28 protein-coding genes are annotated in these 22,938 nt (G+C 53.1%); 27 read left to right on the top strand and 1 reads right to left on the bottom strand.

What is annotated here, in order from left to right; genetic code table 11:
* Positions 1–943: 943 nt before the first annotated feature.
* Positions 944–1,129: a hypothetical protein gene (locus HYQ67_RS03505; protein ID WP_202301526.1), complete on the bottom strand. Its 186-nt coding sequence runs from the start codon at positions 1,127–1,129 to the stop codon at positions 944–946.
* Between the two features lie 35 nt (positions 1,130–1,164).
* Between HYQ67_RS03505 and HYQ67_RS03510 the strand changes: the two genes are divergently transcribed.
* From HYQ67_RS03510 to HYQ67_RS03640, 27 genes are all read left to right on the top strand, one after another.
* Positions 1,165–1,470: a hypothetical protein gene (locus HYQ67_RS03510; protein WP_202301528.1), complete on the top strand. Its 306-nt coding sequence runs from the start codon at positions 1,165–1,167 to the stop codon at positions 1,468–1,470.
* Entirely contained in the window at positions 1,470–1,955 is a 486-nt protein-coding gene (locus tag HYQ67_RS03515) for a lysozyme (RefSeq protein WP_237391074.1), read from the top strand. The genes HYQ67_RS03510 and HYQ67_RS03515 overlap by 1 nt, the downstream gene beginning before the upstream one ends.
* Positions 1,952–2,416: a lysis system i-spanin subunit Rz gene (locus HYQ67_RS03520; protein ID WP_202301530.1), complete on the top strand. Its 465-nt coding sequence runs from the start codon at positions 1,952–1,954 to the stop codon at positions 2,414–2,416. Before HYQ67_RS03515 ends, HYQ67_RS03520 begins: the two co-directional genes overlap by 4 nt.
* 1,063 nt (positions 2,417–3,479) lie before the next feature.
* Positions 3,480–4,019, top strand: coding sequence for an anti-virulence regulator CigR family protein (locus HYQ67_RS03525; protein ID WP_202301532.1), 540 nt, complete (start codon positions 3,480–3,482; stop codon positions 4,017–4,019).
* Positions 4,020–4,572: 553 nt separating this feature from the next.
* Positions 4,573–5,064, top strand: a complete 492-nt coding sequence (locus tag HYQ67_RS03530) for a DUF1441 family protein (protein ID WP_202301533.1) — start codon at positions 4,573–4,575, stop codon at positions 5,062–5,064.
* Positions 5,064–7,184 carry a phage terminase large subunit family protein gene (locus HYQ67_RS03535; RefSeq protein ID WP_202301534.1) on the top strand — a complete coding sequence of 707 codons (2,121 nt, stop codon included), beginning with the start codon at positions 5,064–5,066 and terminating at the stop codon, positions 7,182–7,184. Before HYQ67_RS03530 ends, HYQ67_RS03535 begins: the two co-directional genes overlap by 1 nt.
* A complete protein-coding gene (locus tag HYQ67_RS03540; protein ID WP_202301535.1) occupies positions 7,181–7,396 on the top strand; it encodes a hypothetical protein in 216 nt (71 codons plus the stop codon). Before HYQ67_RS03535 ends, HYQ67_RS03540 begins: the two co-directional genes overlap by 4 nt.
* 8 nt (positions 7,397–7,404) lie before the next feature.
* Positions 7,405–8,925, top strand: a complete 1,521-nt coding sequence (locus HYQ67_RS03545) for a phage portal protein (protein WP_202301536.1) — start codon at positions 7,405–7,407, stop codon at positions 8,923–8,925.
* On the top strand, positions 8,873–10,972 hold the full coding sequence (locus tag HYQ67_RS03550) for a ClpP-like prohead protease/major capsid protein fusion protein (protein ID WP_202301537.1): 2,100 nt from the start codon (positions 8,873–8,875) through the stop codon (positions 10,970–10,972). The genes HYQ67_RS03545 and HYQ67_RS03550 overlap by 53 nt, the downstream gene beginning before the upstream one ends.
* Before the next feature lie 68 nt (positions 10,973–11,040).
* Positions 11,041–11,376: a DUF2190 family protein gene (locus HYQ67_RS03555; RefSeq protein ID WP_202301538.1), complete on the top strand. Its 336-nt coding sequence runs from the start codon at positions 11,041–11,043 to the stop codon at positions 11,374–11,376.
* Positions 11,376–11,732, top strand: a complete 357-nt coding sequence (locus tag HYQ67_RS03560; protein WP_202301539.1) for a head-tail joining protein — start codon at positions 11,376–11,378, stop codon at positions 11,730–11,732. The genes HYQ67_RS03555 and HYQ67_RS03560 overlap by 1 nt, the downstream gene beginning before the upstream one ends.
* Positions 11,733–11,736: 4 nt before the next feature.
* Positions 11,737–12,393: a hypothetical protein gene (locus HYQ67_RS03565; protein ID WP_202301540.1), complete on the top strand. Its 657-nt coding sequence runs from the start codon at positions 11,737–11,739 to the stop codon at positions 12,391–12,393.
* Between the two features lie 7 nt (positions 12,394–12,400).
* Complete coding sequence (locus tag HYQ67_RS03570) at positions 12,401–12,961, top strand: hypothetical protein (protein ID WP_202301541.1); 561 nt, start codon at positions 12,401–12,403, stop codon at positions 12,959–12,961.
* On the top strand, positions 12,954–13,571 hold the full coding sequence (locus HYQ67_RS03575; protein ID WP_202301543.1) for a phage baseplate assembly protein V: 618 nt from the start codon (positions 12,954–12,956) through the stop codon (positions 13,569–13,571). The genes HYQ67_RS03570 and HYQ67_RS03575 overlap by 8 nt, the downstream gene beginning before the upstream one ends.
* A gap of 38 nt (positions 13,572–13,609) precedes the next feature.
* The gene (locus HYQ67_RS03580) at positions 13,610–15,073 is read left to right on the top strand and encodes a phage tail sheath family protein (protein ID WP_202301545.1); all 1,464 of its coding nucleotides are present in this window, start codon (positions 13,610–13,612) and stop codon (positions 15,071–15,073) included.
* Positions 15,070–15,576, top strand: a complete 507-nt coding sequence (locus tag HYQ67_RS03585) for a phage major tail tube protein (RefSeq protein WP_202301547.1) — start codon at positions 15,070–15,072, stop codon at positions 15,574–15,576. Before HYQ67_RS03580 ends, HYQ67_RS03585 begins: the two co-directional genes overlap by 4 nt.
* 50 nt (positions 15,577–15,626) lie before the next feature.
* A complete protein-coding gene (locus HYQ67_RS03590; RefSeq protein WP_202301549.1) occupies positions 15,627–15,917 on the top strand; it encodes a phage tail assembly protein in 291 nt (96 codons plus the stop codon).
* A 111-nt stretch (positions 15,918–16,028) separates the two neighbouring features.
* Positions 16,029–17,726, top strand: a complete 1,698-nt coding sequence (locus tag HYQ67_RS03595) for an AAA family ATPase (protein WP_202301551.1) — start codon at positions 16,029–16,031, stop codon at positions 17,724–17,726.
* A complete protein-coding gene (locus tag HYQ67_RS03600; RefSeq protein WP_202301560.1) occupies positions 17,723–18,193 on the top strand; it encodes a phage tail protein in 471 nt (156 codons plus the stop codon). The genes HYQ67_RS03595 and HYQ67_RS03600 overlap by 4 nt, the downstream gene beginning before the upstream one ends.
* Positions 18,168–18,383: a tail protein X gene (locus HYQ67_RS03605; protein ID WP_202301562.1), complete on the top strand. Its 216-nt coding sequence runs from the start codon at positions 18,168–18,170 to the stop codon at positions 18,381–18,383. The genes HYQ67_RS03600 and HYQ67_RS03605 overlap by 26 nt, the downstream gene beginning before the upstream one ends.
* 1 nt (position 18,384) lies before the next feature.
* Complete coding sequence (locus HYQ67_RS03610; protein WP_202301563.1) at positions 18,385–19,506, top strand: contractile injection system protein, VgrG/Pvc8 family; 1,122 nt, start codon at positions 18,385–18,387, stop codon at positions 19,504–19,506.
* A gap of 20 nt (positions 19,507–19,526) precedes the next feature.
* A complete protein-coding gene (locus HYQ67_RS03615) occupies positions 19,527–19,877 on the top strand; it encodes a GPW/gp25 family protein (protein WP_202301565.1) in 351 nt (116 codons plus the stop codon).
* Positions 19,861–20,781, top strand: coding sequence for a baseplate assembly protein (locus tag HYQ67_RS03620; RefSeq protein ID WP_202301567.1), 921 nt, complete (start codon positions 19,861–19,863; stop codon positions 20,779–20,781). The genes HYQ67_RS03615 and HYQ67_RS03620 overlap by 17 nt, the downstream gene beginning before the upstream one ends.
* Positions 20,771–21,325 (top strand): phage tail protein I, encoded by a 555-nt coding sequence (locus tag HYQ67_RS03625; RefSeq protein ID WP_202301568.1) that lies wholly within the window; start codon positions 20,771–20,773, stop codon positions 21,323–21,325. The genes HYQ67_RS03620 and HYQ67_RS03625 overlap by 11 nt, the downstream gene beginning before the upstream one ends.
* Before the next feature lie 2 nt (positions 21,326–21,327).
* Positions 21,328–21,654, top strand: a complete 327-nt coding sequence (locus tag HYQ67_RS03630) for a phage tail protein (protein ID WP_202301569.1) — start codon at positions 21,328–21,330, stop codon at positions 21,652–21,654.
* A 10-nt stretch (positions 21,655–21,664) separates the two neighbouring features.
* Complete coding sequence (locus tag HYQ67_RS03635; RefSeq protein ID WP_202301570.1) at positions 21,665–22,177, top strand: pyocin knob domain-containing protein; 513 nt, start codon at positions 21,665–21,667, stop codon at positions 22,175–22,177.
* Positions 22,178–22,182: 5 nt separating this feature from the next.
* The gene (locus HYQ67_RS03640; RefSeq protein WP_202301571.1) at positions 22,183–22,710 is read left to right on the top strand and encodes a tail fiber assembly protein; all 528 of its coding nucleotides are present in this window, start codon (positions 22,183–22,185) and stop codon (positions 22,708–22,710) included.
* Positions 22,711–22,938 lie beyond the last annotated feature (228 nt).

A 22,938-nucleotide genomic window follows, 5' to 3' on the forward strand; every position in this document is an offset into this window, starting at 1 on the left:
AGGTTCCCTGGGCGCTTGACAGGGTTAATAACACAGGTTTAATAATTTTAATTCCGAATTTTAGCTCTCGCCTGCGTCGGGGCTTTTTCATATACGGGAGTACTCTCTGCGCATTAAACTGCAAAGTCTTTCAGGGTTAGCCTTGGTCGGTGCGATCTCTTCTGCGGACAGCACACTTTAAGCATAAAACTCAGATGATGGGCGAACTAGCTGCCTTATCTGAGTTGAAAAAAAAGTGTTGTAGTTAATCACCTTTAAAAAGGATTGAGAAATGCATACTTACTTGTTATGTAAACACTCGCTATTTTAATATCACGTTGATATTAACGTGGTGATCTGTATAGTTAATTCAACTATTTAAATAATTATTTTAAGGCTATTACGTTGCATGCGCCAATTCATCACAGTATTATTTACTCCGCGATATGCAGGCTTTTTTTAATTCACTTCGCAAAAAAGGCAAATATCAATCCGCCACTAGTTCATCGGGAAGAGCAACAATAAGGATGTTAATGTTGTCGTACGGAGTTCGAGGCTCCGGTGGCGGTCCAAACAAAAGCTTTCCAGTCTGCGAAGATGGGGTAACCTGGAGTGACTGGAAAGCGCATTCGCATGAGCACTGGATATTGAATAGATATCGCACTGTCGCCTCCATCGACTGCAACCAGCAAATGTTCAGCCGAATGGAATAATTAAGCCGCCCCGGGCGGTTTTTCTTTTCTGAATAGTTAATCTGTGTATTACAAAGAGAAGTTACCTTTGGGATATGAGATATTTCTTAAATCTTAAAAATATCAGAAGGAATTTGTGATAATTTCCTACTGGCATATAACTATATGCATGATATTTAAATATGTTGAAATTTGAATTAGGGGAAAGCATATATCATTATGAATTCACCCGTGGTAATTTTGTCTTGCTGTGTTTTATATGTAGTTCATCGTTAGTAAGTACCTCTTGATCCCCCGCCTCTTGTTTTCGCTCTGGCGGGTTTTTTTTGTCTAAAATTCAAGAATAAAAAATTGACTTCTAAAGGCTGCCAATCGGCGGCCTTTTTCCGTTTCGCGCCCATCCAAACAGCTAAACAATATCCCATCTCGTAACCTGGATGCAGCGCATTCTCAATCACACATAACTCCCGCTAACTACGCGAGGAGCGAGACTATGAAAATGAACGATCAGCCAGGGAGCGTTGTTACTCAGTTTTTTGCTGCTTTGGCAGCTGTTGCAGCCTACCTGGGAGTTACTACACAGGACATCGTTTACATGATATTCGGCCTGATTGGTGTCGTCATATCGCTGGCATCATTTCTGTCTGGTCGATTAGATGCCTGGCGAAGTCGTAAAGAGGAACGGCAACGAACCAGAATGCTTCGGGACTATCTCGACAGCGTTGAAGATAAGCCGAAAGAAGAGCGGCCGGCTGCCGTTAAGGTCGCGATTGATGCACTGGAAAGGGCGGGTGAGTAATGGTGATGTCTCCGGCTTTACGCAATAAGATAATCGGCCTCACAGGTGCGAGCGCTCTCACCATAGCTGGCGTGATGATCCCCGACCTCGAGGGTGTCCGACATGCACCGTATTACGACGTCGCTGGAGTGCTCACCGTCTGCTATGGCCACACCGGCAATGACATCGTGCCAGGAAAAAGGTATTCAGAAAAAGAGTGCCAGATGTTGCTGACGAAAGACCTCAAGCCATTTGCTAAGTCTGTCGAGCGCTCTGTGAAAGTGCCAGCTACTGAATATCAGAAAGCCGCCTTAATCAGCTTCAGCTACAACGTTGGCGTAAACGCCTTTGAGCACTCATCAGTGCTGAGGTTGCTGAATAGCGGTAATTATATTGCTGCATGTGATGGGCTGCGACAGTGGATTTATGCAGGCGGACGTAAATGGAAAGGCCTGATGAATCGCCGAGAGGTTGAGCGTGAAGTATGCCTGTGGGAGCAAAAGTGAGCCGGGTAACAGCAATCACCATTTCAATAGTGATATGCATCATCGTCAGCCTGGCCTGGCTGGCAAGCCACTATAGGGATAACGCCGCTGATTACAAACGGCAGCGCGACGATAAAACACAACAGCTAACCCTGGCGAACGCTACCATCACCGACATGCAAACACTACAGCGCACCGCTGCAGCTCTCGACGAGAAATACACAAAGGAATTAGCTGATGCAAACGCTGAAAATGCTGCTTTGCAGCGCAAGCTTGATAATGGTGGTCGGGTGTTCGTCAAAGGCCGCTGTCCAGTGCCCGCTGCAACCCCCAGCTCCGGCAGCATGGGCAATGATGCCAGTGTCGAACTCTCTTCTGCTTCTGGACACAACATTCTCGATATCAGGGCCGGAATTACCAACGACCAGGCAAAAGTAAAATATCTTCAGGATTATATCAGGCAGCAGTGCAGAGGTGGTTAGTCAGTAGAAATGGCAAAAAAAATCCAAAGCAGGCTGAGGCACTCATCATTACCTGCCTTGGAGCTACAAACGCAGCGCTTTATTTAAGACAGGAGGAATTTAACTTAAGTCTAAACCTGAATAACCAGAATATTCTTAATGAGGGTGAGGGTTTTTGTTTAGAAATAAACGAATTGCAGGGCTTCAGCAAAGAATGGAAAAAATAACCCAAAGCAGAGCGCATGAGGATCCTGCTCTGGGTGTAATGAATAACATTACTAAAACATGAAGCGGTCAATGAGGAAAGCATCTTACATCTGGCCTCCCTAATGTTCTTTCTAATAAGTGTCATTTGCTAATGATAACCATTAACAATTTGTGCGATCCAGATTTCACAGAGTAGCTATCACTTTGGCAAGATCGAAATTAAGTGGGTGAATGGCGAGAGTCTGGAATAGCAATAACAAAAAAATCCCCGACACACAGGGAATCGTGATGGGCCGGGGCTGACAGCGTCATGAGGCAATATAGTTTCGATACGTCTCGAAGCTACGCCCCCTTTTGCCGGATTAGATATATAAATAGTTTGGTTTAGTGACGGACCGCGTGGGAGACGGTGAGTAAAAAAACATCCAAAGCAGGAAGGCATACAAAACCTGCTTTGTATGAATGCAAAGCATTGGACTGATAAGCGCATCATACGGAACCCGCTAACTTTAACTCAAACTCATCTAATGACATTGATAATTAACGTCTATTTTTGAATGAGAATTATTTGTGATGGGTGTCATCCAGATTTTACATAACTGGAAACAGGCAAGCATTCTGTGGCGGAAAACAGATTGTGTAGCCCCGCAAGGAGAGTGATCACATCTGGCTGACGGGTAAGCCGTAAGTGGGGAAATCCTGCTGTGAAGCACTGCAACCCAGTGAGAACATTCCGCAATTATCGGTTCCACCTAGAAATAGGCTTTGATAACGGAGGATTGCAAGGGTGTGCCGAAAATAAGAAAACATGAGATTGTTAAGGGTATAGTTTTGTCATATGTTGAAGGTGTCAACCTTACCTTAAGGAATAATCATCATGCTAAAACGTCGCACTCTCAAAACTGCACTTGCGGCGGTCATCTCACTCATTGTTCTTGCAGCCCCGGCTTATGCAAATCCGGGTAACGGGAATGGTAATGGAGGAGGTGGTGGGCAAGGAAATAGCAACGGCGGTGGTAATCACGGTAACAGTGGTAACCATGGCAATAGCGGTAAGAGCTCAGACCATGGCAACAAAGGCCAGGGTAAAGGAAAGTCTAATGATGATCACGGAAACCGCAAAAACTACGGCAAACCAGACCATGTTGATTCCGACATTAGTTTCTCTCATGCCCGATCCATTGCTGTAAATTATGGCCTCGTTGGGTATAAGTCCCTCCCTCCAGGCATCGCTAAAAATTTAGCACGAGGTAAGCCGTTGCCTCCGGGTATTGCCAAGAAATCGTTGCCAGCATCAATGATTAACGATTTACCATATTACCCTGGCTACGAATGGCGAGCTGTCGGTGATGATTTGGTGCTTGTTGCTTTAAGCACGGCCATTGTAACTTCCATCATCAACGGCGTGTTTGATTAACAGACCTTTTACAGCTGAGCCCTGCGCAAGCGGGTATTTTTATTTCTATCAAAAAGCCACTTCCGAGTGGCTTTTTTTAATAGTTTCAATCAACAGGAATAACGAATGGCAAAAACCGGACTGGAAAGCGCTGCCAATCCAGTTCCTGTCTGTGCATGCCAAATCGGGTATTTCCCTCAAATACTTTTGTGAAGTGCAGGGACTAAATAGCGCGACCGCGACCCGCTGATGCAACTGATATCTATTGTGCCTTACCAGTAACTGGATCGAACCAGTCAGAGTTGACATTCTATCTGTAGGTTTCATTTTTAGATTATAAGCCGCCTCCGGGCGGTTTTTTATTGCCATCACAATGGGCAGACCTATCGTAATGGCCTTAATTCAAAAGGTACTCCTGGTGATTCTGAACACCGAGGGGGCGACGACACGCGGAAAAAGCCAGATTTTTGCATTTTTATCGGTCATCACCACTACTGCAATTCCTTGAATATCTGAGATAAAAAAATCAGCAGTGTCGATTCTGCTTGTTTTTCATTCATCACAGGAGCCTGTTATGGATCGTGAGTTAAAGCTGCTACAGCTGAATGTCAGCCAGCTGGCGGCGCTATCTGGAGTACATCGACAGACTGTATCAGGCAGGCTGAAAAATGTTCGCCCCTCCGGTGGGAATGACAGCAACCTAAAACTTTATGCCCTTACCGATATTCTCGCTGAGCTTATGAAAATGCCCGCGCCGGTAGCTGAGGGAGATATGGACCCGCAGGACCGCAAAGCCTGGTATCAGTCTGAGCGCGAGCGGCTCAAGTTCGAGCAGGAAGTCGGAGAGTTAATTCCCGCTTCTGATGTGGCCCGAGAATTTGCCGATCTGGCGAAGGCAATGGTGCAGGTGCTGGAGACGTTGCCGGATATTCTGGAGCGCGATTGTGCGCTGGCACCGGCAGCGGTCACCAGGGTGCAGGTGATTATTGATGATTTGCGCGATGATATTGCCCGACGGGTAATGAGCGATGAGAAAGCAGAGGAGGAAATCCCGGAGGAGGAATAATGTCGGTACTGGCTACTGCCCTCACGCTAAAACAGGACACCGGCCAGCTGATACAAGCGCCGCGCAGAATGCCGGTAGCCGAGGCAGTGGCAAAATATATGCGTGTTCCCACATCAGGAGGCAACTCAGTGCCGTGGGATCCGATGGTCGCGCCCTACGTGCTGGAGCCGATGAACTGCCTGGCCTCCCGTGAATACGACGCTGTCGTTTTCGTTGGGCCAGCCCGAACGGGCAAAACAATTGGTCTGATCGACGGCTGGGTGGTCTACAACATTATCTGCGATCCGTCGGATATGCTGGTCGTACAGATGACGCAGGATAAAGCGCAGGAGCATTCCAAAAAACGCCTGGCCCGCACGTTTCGCAGCAGCCCCGAAGTTAAAAAATGTCTGAGCCCGCGTCGGAACGATAACAACGTCCACGATAAATTCTTCCTTTCCGGCAGCTTCCTGAAAATCGGCTGGCCATCAATCAATGTGATGTCGTCATCGGATTTTAAATGCGTGGCGCTGACCGATTACGACCGCTTTCCCGAGGATATCGACGGGGAAGGTGATGGTTTCTCCCTGGCATCAAAACGTACCACCACCTTTATGTCAGCAGGCATGACGCTGGTGGAAAGCTCTCCCGGGCGCGATATCCGTGATATGAAGTGGCGCCGTAAGTCACCACACGAAGCGCCCCCTACGACCGGGATTCTTTCTTTATATAACAGGGGGGATCGCCGCCGCTGGTACTGGCCTTGTCATCATTGTGGTGAATATTTTCAGCCTGAGATGGCCGCGATGGTGGGTTATCGGGATGACGTCGATCCGGTCAGGGCGAGCGAAGCGGCGCATATTCAGTGCCCTCACTGTAGCGGCATCATCACCGCCGATAAGAAGCGTGAACTCAACGGGCATGGAGTCTGGCTGCGCGAAGGCCAGCAGATAGATTCTGATGGCACGATTACCGGCGAAGCCCGCCGCTCCCGCATTGCCAGCTTCTGGATGGAGGGTCCGGCGGCGGCATATCAGACCTGGGCGCAGCTGGTTTATAAATTGCTGACCGCCGAGCAGGAATACGAAACAACGGGCAGCGAAGAAACGCTGAAAGCCGTCATTAACACCGACTGGGGATTGCCTTATCTCCCTCGCTCGGCCACTGAGTTACGCCGCGCCGATGTGCTGATGGCCCGGGCAGAGAGTTTCGGTAAGCGCCTGGTGCCACCAAAAGTGCGATTCCTTATCGCGTCGGTAGATGTGCAGGGCGGTAAAAAGCGTCGTTTTGTCGTTCAAATCATCGGGTACGGTGAGAACGGCGAGCGCTGGCTGATTGACCGCTACAACATCCGGCAGTCTCTTCGCTGTGACGAATATGGCGAAACCCAGCCCATTCATCCTGGCGCATACCCGGAAGACTGGCAGCTGCTGGTGTCCGACGTGCTGGAGAAAAGCTACCGGCTCCAGGCCGACAGTGAACGGCGTATGCCCGTTCTGGCGATGGCCGTGGACAGCGGTGGCGAAGAGGGGGTTACTGATAATGCCTATAAGTTCTGGCGTCAGTGTCGCCGTGACGGCCTCGGCAAGCGTGTTTATCTCATCAAAGGGGACAGCGCAAAGCGTCAGAAGACCATTACCAAAACCTTCCCGGACAACAGCGGGCGGGCAGATCGCCGCGCGGAGGTGCGCGGAGAAATCCCGGTTTACCTTCTGCAGACCGACACCCTTAAAGATCAGCTGAGCAATAACCTGAGCCGCGAGACGCCGGGCGCCGGGTATATTCATTTTCCCGACTGGCTCGGCGAGTGGTTTTACGACGAACTGACTTATGAAGAGCGTGGGCTGGACGGCAAATGGCGTAAGCCCGGGAAAGGTAATAACGAAGCGTTCGACCTTTTCTGCTATGCCCAGGCCGTCGCGGTTCTGCGCGGCTATGAAAAAATCCGTGACTGGGAAAGTCCTCCTGCCTGGGCGCAGCCTCAGGACAGTAATTCAAACATCATTCAGGGGGATCGCCCCCGGGAGAATATCCAGGTGAAACCTAAAACCGAACTGAAAAAATCGACCGGCCAGTCAGAAAAACCGACGCCGGCATCGGGCGGCTGGCTGGGATCTTCCGGTAACGGAGGCTGGCTGTGACAAAAGCCGACATCTACCAGACGTTGATTATGGTTCGCCAGGCTTACACAGATTCACTTGACGGCAAAAGCGTCTCTTTCACGGGCGTGAACGGTCGCGCCATTACCAATCACGATCCGGCAGCGCTGCGTGCAGAGCTTGATTACTGGGAAAATCGCTGGCGGAGAGCCTCCGGGCGCGGCGGCCCCTACAAACTCGCTAACTTTCTTTAAGGCTTCCTATGGGATTTATTGAGAAGACACTCGGTGTTGTATCGCCAGGGTGGGCAGCCGCACGGGCTAAAAACAGACTGAAGCTGCAGGCCTATGACGCGGCAGCGCCGTCCCGCACCCACAAGGGCAAGCGTGAGTCCCGCTCGGCGGATACGGCGGTTTTTGCCGCCGGCACATCGCTGCGGGAGCAGGCCCGGTGGCTGGATGAAAATCACGATCTGGTTATTGGCCTGTTCGATAAGCTCGAAGACCGGGTTATTGGCGCGCACGGCATTCACGTTGAGCCGCAGCCGCTCGATATTCATGGCAATCTCCATTCAGATTTTGCCGGGAAACTCACCGCGTTATGGGCCGAATGGTCCGTGCGCCCGGAGGTTACCGGCATGTTTACCCGGCCCGAGGCAGAGCGGCTTCTGCTGCGTTCTGCGCTGCGCGACGGTGAAGTTTTTACTCAGCTGGTGAGGGGCAACGTGCCGGGCCTGCAGCATGCGACTTCCGTACCGTTTTCTCTGGAGATGCTCGAGGCTGACTTTGTGCCTTTCAGCCTTAACAGTACGGCGGGCCAGCAGGTCCGGCAGGGCATCATCGTTAATGCCTGGGGGCGTCCGACCGGCTACAAGGTTTATAAAAACCATCCGGCCAGTTTTGCCGGGTTTAATGCCGACCTCAAAACCGTGTCTGCCGACAGCATGCTGCACCTCGCCAGCCGCAAGCGGCTTCACCAGCTGCGCGGCATCAGTCTGATCCACGGTGTTATTACACGCCTGAGCGATATCAAAGACTACGAGGAGTCCGAGCGCGTCGCGGCGCGCATTGCTGCGGCGCTCGGCTTCTATATCAAGCGGGGGGACGCGCAGTCGCTGGGCGATGAGGGCGAGTATTCCGAGCCGGGTGGCCAGCGTCACTACGACATCGCGCCGGGGATGATTTACGACGATCTCAAACCCGGCGAAGACCTGGGCATGGTCGAATCCAACCGCCCTAACGTTCACATGTATGAATTCCGCAACGGGCAGATGCGCGCCGTGGCTGCCGGGACGCGTGGCAGCTATTCCAGCATTGCCCGCGACTATAACGGCACCTACAGCTCACAGCGGCAGGAGCTGGTGGAGAGTTTCGAAGGTTACAACGTTCTGCAGCAGTGGTTCGTGGGCCAGCACAGCCGTCCGGTCTACCGGGCCTGGCTGGCGATGGCGTTGCTCAGCGGTATCGACATCCCGCCGGACGTGGACCGAAACTCTCTTTACAACGCGCTTTACCTCGGCCCGGTTATGCCGTGGATCGACCCCGTTAAGGAGGCGACAGCATGGAAAGCTATCGTTCGGGGCGGGGCGGGCACCGAGGCGGAGTGGACGCGCGCCCGTGGCAAATCGCCGCAGGAGGTCAAGCGACAGCGCATCCGTGAAACCGAATTCAATAAAGAGCATGGCCTGGTGTTCGACTCTGACGCCGCCAACGACAAAGGAGCATCAGCTGATGCAAAAACAGAAGAGCCTGACGATCCCACTCCGCCGCGGGACGATGATTAATCCCCGCGCAAGCCTGGCGGGAGTCGATGCGGCTACCGGCCAGAGCTGGTATGAAATCCGCGCGCTGGCCGCCGGACGAGTAGAAATTTTTCTTTACGACGTGATCGGCGGCTGGGGTATTACCGCGCAGCAGTTTGTCGCCGACTGTAAGGATGCCGGTGTATTTGAAGCCAGCGCAGTCGATTTGCATATCCACAGCCCGGGCGGCGACGTGATGCAGGGCTTTGCCATCTATAACACCCTGGCACGCCTGAAAGCGAAGCTGGATATCTGGGTGGATGGCGTGGCGGCAAGCATGGCCTCGATGATTGTCTGCCTGCCGGGTGCCACGGTACATATGCCGGAAAATGCCTGGCTGATGATCCATAAGCCGTGGGGTGGCATTGCCGGCGATTCCGATGATATGCGCGATTATGCCGACTGGCTGGACCGGAATGAGGCGCTGATGCTCGGCGCTTACATGAATAAAACCGGGATCGGCCAGGAGGAGCTGGAAGCGATGCTTAAAGCGGAGACCTGGATGAACGGCGCGGAAGCGTTAGAGAAGGGCTTTGCCGATGTTATTGAACCGGAACTGCAGGCAGCAGCCTGCGTGAATGAAAACAAACTGAAGGATTATCAGAACATGCCACAACAGATTAAAAACCTTTTCACGCCGCGCGCGGAAGCTCCGGTTAATCAGCCTGCTGCACCGCAGGCACCGGCAGCCCCGGCGGTACAAAGCCAGCCAGAACCTCAACCGCTGATGGGCAACATCGATATTTCTGCGCTGGCGACACAGCTGCAGCAGCAGATGCAGGCGGCAAACACCGAACGTGTAACTGCCGTATCCGCGGTATTTGATGCGTTTCCTGCGTTCGCCAGCCTTAAATCTGAATGTGTGGGGGATATGACATGCACCGCTGAGCAGGCACGTAATAAGCTGCTGACCGCGCTGGCATCCGGCACCACGCCGAGTGCCGGGCCGGGCGCCATTCATATTCATGCGGGCAACGGCAATCTGGTCGGTGATTCCATCCGTGCTGCCATCATGAACCGCGCCGGCTATGCCGAAGCCGAGAAGGATAATGCCTACAGCGGCTACACCCTGCGTGAAATGGCGCGAGCTTCGCTTGTCGACCGCGGCATCGGTATCGCTGGCCATTCGGCTCCTATGCAGATGGTCGGTCTGGCGTTTACCCACAGCAGCAGCGATTTCGGCAATATTCTGATGGATGTGGCCCACAAGGCGGCCCTGCAGGGCTGGGACGAGGCCGGAGAGACCTTCGACCAGTGGACGCGTAAAGGCACGCTGACGGATTTCAAAACCGCGCACCGTGTCGGACTGGAAGCCTTCCCGTCGTTGCGTCAGGTTCGCGCCGGGGCGGAGTATAAGTATGTAAAACTGAAAGACCGCGGCGAGCCGATTGCACTGGCTACCTACGGTGAGCTTTTCAGCATCGACCGTCAGGCCATTATCAATGACGATCTGACGATGTTAACCCGTATCCCGCAGGCGATGGGGCTGGCAGCGCGCTCAACCGTCGGCGATCTGGTCTGGGCCGTGTTGACCAGCAACCCGAAAATGAGCGACGGTAAGCCATTGTTCCATGCCGATCACGGTAACCTGGTGGCAGCCGATCTGAGCATTGAAGGCCTGGATGCCGGACGCAAAGCGATGCTGATGCAGAAATCCGGCGATCGCCGCCTGAATATCCGACCGGCCTTTGCACTGACGCCGGTTGCGATTGAATCCCGCATGAACCAGCTGATTAAGTCTGCCAGCGTGCCGGGTGCCGATGCTAACAGCGGCATTGTTAACCCGATTCAGAATTTTGCGACGGTCCTGTCTGAGGCCCGACTGGACGACAGCAGCCCGACCGATTACTACCTGGCCGCTGCGCAGGGACGCGACACCATCGAGGTGGCCTATCTTGACGGCATCGACACGCCGTACCTTGAGCAGCAGCAGGGCTTCACCGTCGACGGGGCGGCATTCAAAGTGCGCATCGATGCCGGCGTGGCACCGCTTGACCACCGTGGGCTGGTCAAAGTCACTAACAAATAATCACCGCCGCCCGGCGGTTTTTTTCTATCTGGAGGCAGCAAAGGCTGCCTTTTTTGCGGAGAGTAACAATGGCTACAAATTACTATCAGGACGGCAACACGATGGACTGGACCAACGGCACCGGGGCAGACATCCTCTCAGGCCAGGCCGTTGCGGTGGGTAATATCACAGGCGTTGCCCACGATGATATTCCTGCAGGCGAGGCTGGCGTCCTGCATATGACGGGCGTTTTTGTTCTTCCCAAGGTCGCCGATGAAACATGGCAGCGCGGTGCAAAACTGTATCTTGATGATGCGGGGCTGGTCACTGCCGTGGCTGCGGATGCAGAAGCCGTTGTCGTGGGAACTGCGTGGATCACCAATAACCCAGGCGAAACGGAAACCCGTGTACGCCTCGGATTCTGATGAACCGTTTTCGCGCGCGACTCAGTAAAGCAGATGCCCGGATTAACCGGGCTTTTGCAGAGGAGGTTCCCGCGCTGTTATTCATCGGTACCGAAAGCCGCCCGGTGGTCATTATTTTTGAAGCCCCTGACGCGCCTGTATTCGTGCAGGGAGGCGGAGAAATCCAGGACCATTCTCCGGCATTCAGCGCAATGACTGCCGATCTGAACGGACTTGAGAAACAGTGCACCGTGCAGATTAACGGGAAAATGTACCGGGTGACTCACATCGGTACTGATGAAGAAGGGCGTACAAGGGTAACCCTTGGGTATGGGGAGGCCGGGAGAGTTTCCCCGGTCATTGACAGCTGGAGCTAGAGCCATGGCAAGAGGATCCCGCCTGCGGCGTGATTTACCTGTTGATATCGATCTCGATGCAATCTGGAGAATTGCTGACAGTATAGATGCTACACAGAAACAATTTCGCGCGGCTTATTCCAGGGCGTTACAGCGTACTGCGACAACATTACGCAAGCGGGCCATGTCCGATCTCAAAGCTGGGATAGCACCCCGTAATGCCAGCCTGGTGCGCAGGCGCTTGCTGTCTTTTCGGGTGCAGAGAGGCGCACAGCTTGATGAGTTTCGACTCTGGTTCGGCCTTAATGCCATCAAAGTAAAAGACCTGAAAGGGAAAGTCCTGGGTCGGGTGCGACCTCATCATAGCAAGAGGGACAGTAAAAGCGGGCGCTATACGGCAGCCCGACGCAAGGCGAAGGAGGCAGGGTTTGATCCTAAAGGCAGCCTGCTGGCAACAGAAATGTACGCCAACAGTGAGGTTGCCCGTTCGCGCCGTGATGGCCGACGTACTGTCCTTATCCGCGATCCTGATACCCGGCGAACCCATGAAGCCGAAGTCGATATTTACGAGCCGATGCTGAATTACATTGAGGACAATGCGTTTGCGGACGCACTCGAGATTTTTACGCATCATTTTGAAACTGATATACGTGGCCGGGTGAAGGCCAGAATCTCTGTATAGGTGAACGATGGCGCAACCACTCAGTCTGGCCGAATACCATGATGCGGTTATCTCATCAGTTAAAGCACATTTACCCTGGGTGCTCTCCGCGGATACATATCCGGAAGAAAATATTCCGCGATATTCTGGTCTGGTCACGCCGGCGGTCTATTTTACGCTGAACAACTGGAGCAGCCAGGAGGGGAACGAAGGGCAGCTGAATATTGAACTGGAGTGTGATTTCTTCGTGGTCGTTGACACCGCCTCAACGCAGAACATCAGCAAACCCGATATTTACCTGCGTGCCGCCGCCGCCGATCTGACGCAGTGGGTTAATGGCCAGCAGTTCGGACTCACGCAGCTTGAGCCTGCCGTGTTTACGACCTCTGAGAAGGATGATTTCGATCCTCGTATGGATGACTACCTCGTCTGGCGAGTGAGTTTCACCCAGGCCGCTGCGTTTGGAACCGATCCGTTTGCCACTACGGCAGGGCCATTAAAAGCGGTGTGGCTGGGTGAAGCCCCGGATACTGGTCGCAGGCATATTGATGATTACACGCTGATCTATGAGGTGACGCCTGATGAGTGACGCAGTAGGTGATTTGCAACGAAGGCTGGCGAATCTGGTCAGGCGGGGAGTTATCCATTCGGTACAGGCGGGAGGAATACCCAAATGTCGGGTTGACCTCGGCGATATCGTTACGGGCTGGTTACCGTTGTGCCAGGGGTATTCTGGTAAAAACCGCGCCGATTCAAATCCCTTTGCGCCTGGTGATGCGGTCACCGTGCTTTCGGAAGCGGGTGAACTGAATAACGGTCGCGTTTTCCCCGGCTGGAATACCGGGGCGCTGCCCGTGCCGGAGGGAAGTGAAAGCGAACACGTTACTCGCTACGGCGACGGCACCGAAGTGCGTTATGACCGTGAGGGGCACAACCTGACCATCAGGCTGGTGGAGGGCGGCACCTACACAATTATCGGTAAAGGTACGCTGGATGGACCCGTGGAAATTACGGACACGCTGACGGTGCAAGGTATTACGCAGATCAACGCCAACCTTATCGTTAGCGCGAGCATTTCTGCCTCGGGTGAAATTTCAGATGGCAAAGGGAAAATCAGCGCGATACGTACCACCTATAACGGTCATAACCACCGGGGCGACAGTGGTGGAAATACACAACAACCCAATCAACAAATGTAACCTGCTTCGGCAGGTTTTTTTACGCCTGGAGAATATGAATGGCTGATTTACATGGTGTGGAAACGATAGAGCTGACCTCCGGATCGGTCGCGGTGACCACAATCCAGACCGCAGTGATTGGTCTGGTAGGCACTGCGCCGGATGCCTCGACAGGGGCCGCGGCATTCGTCACCGTCGGCACGCCGATCCTCGATAATACCCTGACGTTTACGGCAAAGCTGGTGGGGCGTGCAGGCAACACTCTGCAGGTCGTTGCCGTTGCAGGAGTTCCCGATGAAGAATTGCCGGAAGAGGTTCCAACGTCAGCAGTACAGAACGAACAATTACTGACGATCACCCTCGGCTGCGATGAAGCCGGCACGCTCATCGCAACCGCTGATGATGTGGCTGATGCGGTGGGGAGTCTGGCCGGTAGCGCCGTAGTGGTATCAGGCGGTGGTGCGGGGCTGGTGGGCCCATTCAATGAAAAACTGAGCAGCGGAGAGGACGAGCCTTTTCCCCTGAATACCCCTGTTGCCGTCGTTGGCAGCACGCTCTGGTCAAAACTGGGGGCGGCCGGAACGCTTCAACAGGCGCTGGGAGAAATTAATAACCAGAGAAATGCGTTGTCGATTGTTGTGCGCGTGGCAGAGGAGCAGGATGAAGAAGCCCAGCGCGCAGCGATACTGGCGGGCATCAATGTACTGTCCAGAAGTAAGACGGTAACGACCTATCAGCCACGGATCCTCATTGCGACAGGCTTCAGTGAGGATGATGCGGTGGGGAAAGCGCTGGAGACACAGGCCGGGAAATTACGGGCAGTGGCCTATGTGGACTGTGCATCCGGGGCCACAATGCAGGAAGTGGTGCAACGCCGGCAGATGTACGGCGCCCGGACTGAAATTCTTCGCCCGCGCGTTCAGGTAAGCAACAGTGACGGCCAGATAATCTACCGTCCCTATTCTGCTGCGGCAGCCGGTCTGCGCGCGCGTATCGATTACGAAAAAGGGTGGTGGTGGAGTAAATCGAACCAGGACATCTACAACATTCTTGGTGTCGAACAAATCGACGAGTTCATTCTCGGTGATGAAAACTGCGATGCTAACCTTCTGAACATGCAGAACATTTCCACCATTATTCGCCGTTCCGGTTTTAAGCACTGGGGTAACCGCCTGTGCTCAATCGATCCTCAGTTTCGTTTTGAATCGGTCCGCCGTACCGCCGACGTCATCGAAGACAGCATTCAGGAAACCATCCTCGAGTATGTCGACCGTCCTCTCGACCGGACCAACGCCGATGACATTATCAACACCATCAATGCTTACATGCGGCAATTACACGGGCTGGGAGCTATTTTTGGCGGCAAGGCGTGGCTGGATGAAGAACTTAACACGGCTGAATCTCTGGCATCCGGCGTGCTGTATATCAACTATGACTTCGGTCCTAAATCACCGACCGAACGGATCACCCTGCGTGTCCGTGTGAACAATCAGTATGCATTAGAGGAGCTTAACGCAGCATGAGTGAGAAAACGAAACTCAGAGTCTGGACGTTCTTCCGGAACGGGATCCGTATTCAGGGGGCGCATGAATACACGCCGCCGGTGCTGACCATCACCAAAACCGATTTACGTACCGGCGCGCAGGATGCGCCAACCCCGGTGGACGATGGCATGGAGGCGCTCACCTGCCAGATCAAGTTCTACGGTATTGATACGGATATGCTGGCGAGCTTTGGCTTTGTCAGCGGAAACCGGCCACGCTTCACGGCCTACCAGGGATTCACGGGAAACACGACTGAAGCCAGTTCCTCTGAAGAAATTGAGGGCTTTGTTCAGACCGTTACCCCGGACGCGCGCGGCAACAGCGCCCTGTCAGAAAATGCCGTTACGGTAGATATTGCGGTGAGCTATTACCGCCAGATGGTTAACGGTCTGGAAACCATTGCTATCGATACCGAGCGTTTTTCACGGCGCGTGAACGGCGTCGATGTCCTTTCCGGTCTGGCGGCAAAAGTCCGTCTTTAGTCCACCTTTGATCCAACGGCCTGCGGGCCGTTTTTTTTATGGAGATATCTATGAACTTCCCGGCTGAAACCCGAGTCATCAAACTGTACAGCCCCGTTTCGCTTGAGAGCGGAAACCTGCTTGAACAGGTCACCATGCGCGAGCCTCTGGTACGCGATCGTATCGTTCATTCAAAAGATCGCGGTAATGAAGAAGAGAAGGAAGCGCGCATGATTGCTTTGCTCTGCAACCTGTCCGAACAGGAGATCTGGCTCCTGACGGCGGCAGACTATGCGCAGCTCACGGACGCCTTTAACGTTTTTATGTTACCGCCAGAGAAACGACCGAAGACGACCTCCTGAGAGCGATGAGACTGCTCGGCCGGCGGGTACATTTCTCGATGGCTGATTATCTGGCTATGCCGCTGAATTCCTTTATTTCTTTAATCAATCAGGAAAGGGAGGACGCCGAACGTGGGCGCAACAAGTCAAAACCTTAAAGCCACGATCACTTTTGCGGGTGGGGTGGACAGCTCATGGAAACGTTCTACCCGGGATGTAGAGAAGGGCCTCAAGGATGTTGATAAAGAGTCTCAGAAGCTTATCCGCGACCAGGCAAAGCTGGCGGCGGAAATCAAAAAGACCAAAATTGCCGGAAACAGCGTTAAGGATCTGAGCCGACAGTACAGTGAGGTTACCCGGGAAATCCAGCGAACCGAGAAGGAGCAAAAGCGTCTTAACGGGCAGCTTTCCAAAGCCCGTAAACTCGAATCCTTCAAAGGCATGGGGAAAGGATTATTCCGGCGCGCAGGCGGTTTTGCCAGCGGGATGGCGGGTATGGTTGCGCCCGGTCTTGCCATTGGCGGTGGTGGGGTGGTTGCTTCCGCGCTGGGCACGCTGATCATGCCGGCGGCCCGGAATGCAGAAACCGCTGAGAAAGCCGGGATAGCCAAAAGCTACGGCGTGGATGTGCCGACATTCAATAACTGGGACTCGCTGGCGAAACAGTTTGGTATCAGTGGTGAGAATGTTGGCGATCTGTTTGAAGAGTATCTTCACAAATCTGGCGAGTATAAGCAGACGGGCAAGCAGGGAGCGCTCGAGGATGCGTTCGATACGCTTGGGTTTAAAGCCGGTGATATGGCTGGCCTCAGCGATGTGGCCCAGTTTGAAAAAATCGTTGAACGTGCGCTCAGCCTGAAAGACCAGTCGAAAGCCTCCTTCGCCCTCGATTCACTCTTTGGTGGCGAGGCCAGTAAGTTTCTGGTGCTCATCAGGCAGTCTGGCAAAAGCTATAAAGACCTGATTGACGAACAGCAGCGCTACAACCTGGTGACCAAAGAAGGTGCCGACGGCGCGATTGCCGGTAATCAGGCCGTACGAAACCTGCAGACCGTTTTCTCATCGGCGATTGCAGAAATATCCGGCCAGCTGGGTAACGAGCTGGCACCGGATATTCGCAGCCTGACAGACTCTCTGGCCGAGTGGTTTAAAGGCGGTGGCATTAAGCGGATCACGGGATTTCTTAAAAATGACCTTTATCCTGGTGTGCTGACCTTCGGCAACGGTGTTGTGTATGTCGGTCGCATCATTTATGCCCTTGCAAAAAAACTCTCCTGGCTTCTGCCTGATGACAGAAACGATCGCAAAGATGTTCTGAAATCGCTGGCAATGACCGGATCAACTGATATAGCCAGGCAGACCGCGAAACGTAATGGCCAGGAAGAGTGGTTTGATAAGCAGCTTCAGGACAATCCCGATCTTGTCACCAACGTTAAGAAGTCGTACACCGAAACCCGCGGTTACTTCACGGACGACAACGATAAATTCAATCAGACGCTCGATAACATTCTGGGGCCGGAGACTAAAACAGATCTGATGTCATTTGATGACGCGCTGAAAGGGAATCAACAGAGTAGCCCGGGTGATAGCGCCGGTACGGATGAAAAATCGGGGGACTGGAAGAAATACACTCAGGATCCGGCAAACTTCACCAGCGCTGCTGACGCCCGCCAGCTTACCGATAATCGCAAATTTGATTATCACTTCGAAATTAACGGCGCGCCAGGCCAGGATGCCTCTGCCATCGGTGACACAATTTCAGGTATCACTAAAACCAACCCTGCTTTCACAGGCGACAGCAGCATGTACGACCTCTGGAGTGACCAATGAGTGAAATTATTCCGCTGTTTGAGTCCGCAGGTCAGACCGAGCTTAGCACCGCGCGAGGGGGGCAGGCAGCAAGGGTGATGCTTATGCTGGGCGATTTTGCATTCTCAGTCGATACCACGGCATACCAGCAGCTTACCCGGGAGGCCGCCTGGCGATGGAGTGAACAGGAACGGATCGGCAAACAGGATTTGCTGCAGTACACCGGAAAAACAGCCAGAACGGTACGCCTGGAAGGCGAAGCACATGCTTTTTTTCGTAAAGGGGTCGATGCAGTCAACGACCTGTTTGATCTGGGCGAAAAAGCAAAACCGCAGCAGCTGGTCAGTGGTGCCGGTGACGTGCTGGGCTGGTGGGTGATGGTAGACTTTTCTGATGCGACCAGCCGCTTTCTTCCCGGCGGTGGCCAGCGTAATAAAAACTGGACGATGACACTCAAATTCTATGCCGACGATCTATCAAACCCGTGACGGCGATGTGCTTGACGCAATAGTCGCCGAACATTACGGCACCGCTGGCGCATCTGCCATGGTGTCTCAGGTGCTGGAGGCAAATCAGGGATTATCTGAGAAGGGCGATATTTACCCCGCCAGACTGTTGATAACCCTCCCAGATTTACCGCCAGTAAAAGAAGAATCACCTTTCCAGCTCTGGGATTAATATGACCGACAACACCTCTGCGCTGGAATATTCTCCCGATTTCAGCGTGATTGCCGAAGGGAAAGATATTACCCGTGCGCTGCAGCAAAGCCTGACTGAGCTGACCCTCACCGATAACGGTGGCGCAACAGCCAAATCTGATGAGCTGAAAATAACCCTTTTGTCCGAAACACTGAAGCTGCCTTCAAAGGGGGCACGCCTGCGGCTTGCTCTTGGGTTCAATGGTCAGCTGGTGGACAAAGGCTGGTTTGTGGTGTGCAGCGTCTCGAGCAGCGGGCCACCCCGGAAAATTGACATCTATGCGACCGCGGCACCCATGAATGCAGAGAAGCAACAGGGGGATGTTCTGGCGCATAAAAATCGCAGCTGGGATGGTGTCACCCTGGGTGAGATTGTGAAAACGGTCGCCACCGACAACGGGTTGCTTCCCCGAGTTGCGGCATCACTGATGGATATTCAGATACCGCATCTGGATCAGGTTGCTGAATCTGATGCGAATCTGATGACGCGGCTGGCGCATACCTACAGTGCCGTCAGTAAACCAGCCGGTGGATACTGGCTCTTTCTGGAACAGGGCGCTGCAGTTAACGCCAGCGGCAAATCTGCGGCAACGATAACCATCACGCCCGAAGAGCTTTCAACCTGGTCATACAGCGAAGGAAGCCGGGGGAACTCGACCGGAAAAACCACGGCCGGCAGTAAAAAGAACAGCGGCAAGATCGGCGTTAATTACTATAACGAGCAGGACGGCAGGACGAATGTCAGTACCGTTGAGCATGATGGTCCGACGATGCTGATGCCCTGGACGCAGCCGGGGAAAGCGCAGGCTGACCATCATGCGCAGTCCAGGAAAACCCAGGCGAACCGGAATGAACGTAAAATGACGATAGCCGGCCCCTGCCGCCCGAAGCATGTTCCGCTGACCGCGGAATGCCAGGTGAAAACTTCCGGGTTTGGGGAGAGGGAAGACGGGCAGTGGCTGACAGAGTCGCTCGTTTATACCCTGGGGCCGTCAGGATTCAGCTTTACCTGGAATCTTGTCGTTAACATCAAAGCGAAACAGGCTAAATCAAAGTCCCAAAAATCAGGTTCTGATAAGACCGGCCCGAATTACTACGGCTGATCCCTACCGCAGGAAATCACATGAATGGTGTCAATCGCCAGACGGGCAAACGCCTGTCGGGTTCGGCGCATCTGCGCCAGTCCGTTATCGATATTCTTACAACCCCGAAAGGGAGCCGGCTACTTGTGCGTGATTACGGGAGCGATATTCCCGATCTTGTGGACAACCCGCAGGACGATCTGACCCGGCTTCGGATCATCGCGGCAACAGCGTCGGCCCTGGCCGTCTGGGAGCCGCGGATAAAGCTTAGTCGCGTTATCGTGGCGTTTAATAACGACGGCAGCTGTGCCGTCACGATAGAAGGCATCAACACGGAAACGGGCGATCCCGTTAACATTGAGGATATCCCCGCCTATGGCAAGCAGCTATGACGTCATAAACCTTTCCGATCTGGCCGTGCCGGACGCGATTATCGTTCCGGATGCCGATGATATTTTCTCTGCGTGGCTCGCCAGACTGCGCGAACTGGATGCTGAATTTGATGCGCTGGTGGAGTCTGACCCCACGTATAAGCAGGGTGAAGTCAGCGCCTATCAGCTGACGCTGGCATTTCAGCGCGTCAACGATGCGGTACGGGCGGTCTTCCTTGCCAGCGCAGCGGGTGCTGATTTGGATCAGCTTGGTGCAAATTTTAATGTGCAGCGGCAGCTAATTATCCCGGCCGATCCCGATGCTGTTCCCCCGGTTGAGGTGGTTTATGAGGACGATGATGCATTTCGCGAGCGTATTCAGCTGTCCTGGGCGCAGCTCAACACGGCCGGCGCCCGAAATGCGTATCGCTATTACGCCAAATCCGCTGACGTCGATATTCTTGATGCCGATGCCTATGGGCCTGAAACACATAATCGCCCCGGGGAAGTTGATGTTTACATCCTCTCACGAACCGGCGACGGCACGGCCAGCGCTGAGCTGGTCGCGACTGTTGATTCCACGCTAAATGCAGACGAGGTCCGACCGTTAACCGATTATGTCAGCACGCAAAGCGCAACCATCCAGAATTATTCCATCGAAGCGCAGCTCGATATCCCGGACGGGCCAGATGCACAAACTGTGCTTGAGAATGCGATCGACGCCGTGACCAGCTATACCCGGCTCTCCCACCGGATAAATACCCTCGTTCCTGTCTCCGCCGTCTATGCTGCCCTTCAGCAGCCCGGAGTTTCCCGTGTCAGGTTAACCAGCCCAAAGGCTGATATTGAAGCCGCCGCGGGCCAGGCACCCTGGTGCGGCTCAATAAATGTTATCCGTACACCGGAGGTAAGCCGTGGGAAATAATTTCAAATCGTTATTGCCCCCTTCTTCGGTTGCGGCTGAGCGGGCGCAGGAGCAGGCAACAACCGAGCCTGTCAAAGCGCTGAATACCGGCATGGTGCGGTGGGTAAAAAATCCCGATCTCTGTCCGGCTGAGCTATTGCCATGGCTTGCATGGGAATTCGCCGTTGATTTCTGGGACGGCAGCTGGTCAGAGGAACAAAAGCGCCAGGTCATCAAGGATGCAGCCTATGTTCATCAGCACCGTGGGACCGCCGGCGCCGTCAGGCGGGCGCTCGGCTCTGTAAGCCTGCCCACGACGGTAATTGAATGGTGGGAAGACGCTCCCAGAAAAGACCCCTACACGTTTCGTATCGAGGTCTACAGCCAGCAGGCCATCGACGCCGGGCTGTATGACATGATCCGACGTCAGGTTGAGAAAGCGAAAAACCTGCGTAGCCAGTTGAGCACGATCGATGTCATTGCCGACTTAGGTGGGGAAGGGGCTTATTACACGGGTGGGGCGACTACCGTCTATATCAGCATGATCATTGAGCCAGGAGAATAATAATGGCTGATAAGTACTACAGTATTCTTACCAATAGGGGAAAGGATTTAGAGGCGCAATCCAGCGCAACGGGTGAGCCGGTTATTCTGAAAAGCTTCGTTGTCGGCGATGGGAATGGCCAGGCCGTTACGCCAGACCCGGCAAAAACAGCGCTGGTTCACGAAGTATATCGAAGCGACATTTCATCGCTTGATGTATCCACTGAGCAGAGCAACCAGTGGATCGCCCATCTTGTTTTACCAGCTGACGTTGGAGGCTTTACCGTACGTGAGATGGGCCTGTTGACGGATGCGGGCGAGCTTTACGCCGTTTGTAACTGTGCTGCGTAAGAACGCAGGCGTGACGCAGGTTTATTACGTTTACAACAGCTCCCGCGTCTGGTCACGCAGTCAGTACAGCACAGGGGCATGGACACCGTGGGCGCGTGAGTACAACACACAGAATAAACCTTCCGCAAGTGATGTCTATGCGATAGCCCAGGACAGTTGCGAGGTTGCTGGATTCGCAAATAATAATGCAGCTAATCCATATATGCGCCACAAATCCAGTAATGCAGTTGTTACATTAGCGCCTCAAAGCTGGGTGTGGGCTACTTTTCAACCTAAAGGCAGCTATACCCCAGCAGGGCAGGCCTACACCAAAGCAGAAAGTGAAGCCCGTTATGTTCGAAATATGCAGCGTGGGGCGGCAACATCACCAGCAAAAACAAGTCAGTATGGCGCCAATGAGGCTCCTACAGGGTGTGTATTAACTCGCGCGTGGGGCGATCCTTCTGATGATTATGGCGTTTTGATGACATATCGCCCACTACAAATTTATCTTAATGGCGCATGGCGAACAATTACAGGCTAAATAATATGGAACTGAAAAACGTATCACGCTATTACCCTGACAATATGGAGTATGGCGACGGCATCCAGTATTTTAAAAGTGAAGATGGTCAGGATTTTTACGACTCTATAGAACTATTTACCGAGAAATATAAACTGTGTATCGAACCCGATACTAAAATAGTTCGCTCAATCGCAGAGGATGTTTCAACGCTTTATCCTGTCGGGTTTGATGTTGTTGAAACTGATGCTTTGCCCGAAGGCGTTAACATTTACGGTGATTATCAGTTTAATAGTGGGAAGGTTATCGAAAGAAGCCAAAGCCATGCAGAGCTAGTTTCAGAAGCCGAGACGGAAAAATCGCAACGTCTGGATGAAGCTGCAACCGCAATCGCACCGCTTCAGGATGCAGTTGACCTGGGCATTGCCACCGATGAAGAAGCTGAACTGCTTCTGGACTGGAAGAGATATCGGGTTGAAGTAAACCGGATCGATACAAATCTTGCCCCTGACATTACATGGCCAGTGCCGCCGGTGAGTAAAGTGAGATTCTAATTGCAATGTCATTTGGTTTGGCATGCATCACAAATGTCAATACTCATGAAGCAGTAAGTTGAGCGTTTGATCATTTTTAATTTCTTAATAAAATCAATCGGTTGAAATTTATAGTGGTGAATTCTAGTTTGTTAAAAAATCAAGGTGGAACAAGTGAAATTAACATAAAAAAACGTTATTTTTCATGAATGAATGCATGTGATATTAACAACAAGTTAAAATGTCACA

The organism is Dryocola clanedunensis subsp. sulfonylureivorans (assembly GCF_016756775.1).
Classification (GTDB): Bacteria; Pseudomonadota; Gammaproteobacteria; order Enterobacterales; family Enterobacteriaceae; genus Dryocola; species Dryocola clanedunensis.

Bases quoted from the DNA above. Each gene is read 5' to 3' on its own strand.
- HYQ67_RS03510 (WP_202301528.1), top strand. From the start codon at position 1,165: ATGAAAATGAACGATCAGCCAGGGAGCGTTGTTACTCAGTTTTTTGCT.
- HYQ67_RS03515 (WP_237391074.1), top strand. From the start codon at position 1,470: ATGGTGATGTCTCCGGCTTTACGCAATAAGATAATCGGCCTCACAGGT.
- HYQ67_RS03525 (WP_202301532.1), top strand. From the start codon at position 3,480: ATGCTAAAACGTCGCACTCTCAAAACTGCACTTGCGGCGGTCATCTCA.
- HYQ67_RS03530 (WP_202301533.1), top strand. From the start codon at position 4,573: ATGGATCGTGAGTTAAAGCTGCTACAGCTGAATGTCAGCCAGCTGGCG.
- HYQ67_RS03535 (WP_202301534.1), top strand. From the start codon at position 5,064: ATGTCGGTACTGGCTACTGCCCTCACGCTAAAACAGGACACCGGCCAG.
- HYQ67_RS03545 (WP_202301536.1), top strand. From the start codon at position 7,405: ATGGGATTTATTGAGAAGACACTCGGTGTTGTATCGCCAGGGTGGGCA.
- HYQ67_RS03550 (WP_202301537.1), top strand. From the start codon at position 8,873: ATGCAAAAACAGAAGAGCCTGACGATCCCACTCCGCCGCGGGACGATG.
- HYQ67_RS03555 (WP_202301538.1), top strand. From the start codon at position 11,041: ATGGCTACAAATTACTATCAGGACGGCAACACGATGGACTGGACCAAC.
- HYQ67_RS03560 (WP_202301539.1), top strand. From the start codon at position 11,376: ATGAACCGTTTTCGCGCGCGACTCAGTAAAGCAGATGCCCGGATTAAC.
- HYQ67_RS03565 (WP_202301540.1), top strand. From the start codon at position 11,737: ATGGCAAGAGGATCCCGCCTGCGGCGTGATTTACCTGTTGATATCGAT.
- HYQ67_RS03570 (WP_202301541.1), top strand. From the start codon at position 12,401: ATGGCGCAACCACTCAGTCTGGCCGAATACCATGATGCGGTTATCTCA.
- HYQ67_RS03575 (WP_202301543.1), top strand. From the start codon at position 12,954: ATGAGTGACGCAGTAGGTGATTTGCAACGAAGGCTGGCGAATCTGGTC.
- HYQ67_RS03580 (WP_202301545.1), top strand. From the start codon at position 13,610: ATGGCTGATTTACATGGTGTGGAAACGATAGAGCTGACCTCCGGATCG.
- HYQ67_RS03585 (WP_202301547.1), top strand. From the start codon at position 15,070: ATGAGTGAGAAAACGAAACTCAGAGTCTGGACGTTCTTCCGGAACGGG.
- HYQ67_RS03590 (WP_202301549.1), top strand. From the start codon at position 15,627: ATGAACTTCCCGGCTGAAACCCGAGTCATCAAACTGTACAGCCCCGTT.
- HYQ67_RS03600 (WP_202301560.1), top strand. From the start codon at position 17,723: ATGAGTGAAATTATTCCGCTGTTTGAGTCCGCAGGTCAGACCGAGCTT.
- HYQ67_RS03605 (WP_202301562.1), top strand. From the start codon at position 18,168: ATGCCGACGATCTATCAAACCCGTGACGGCGATGTGCTTGACGCAATA.
- HYQ67_RS03610 (WP_202301563.1), top strand. From the start codon at position 18,385: ATGACCGACAACACCTCTGCGCTGGAATATTCTCCCGATTTCAGCGTG.
- HYQ67_RS03615 (WP_202301565.1), top strand. From the start codon at position 19,527: ATGAATGGTGTCAATCGCCAGACGGGCAAACGCCTGTCGGGTTCGGCG.
- HYQ67_RS03620 (WP_202301567.1), top strand. From the start codon at position 19,861: ATGGCAAGCAGCTATGACGTCATAAACCTTTCCGATCTGGCCGTGCCG.
- HYQ67_RS03630 (WP_202301569.1), top strand. From the start codon at position 21,328: ATGGCTGATAAGTACTACAGTATTCTTACCAATAGGGGAAAGGATTTA.
- HYQ67_RS03640 (WP_202301571.1), top strand. From the start codon at position 22,183: ATGGAACTGAAAAACGTATCACGCTATTACCCTGACAATATGGAGTAT.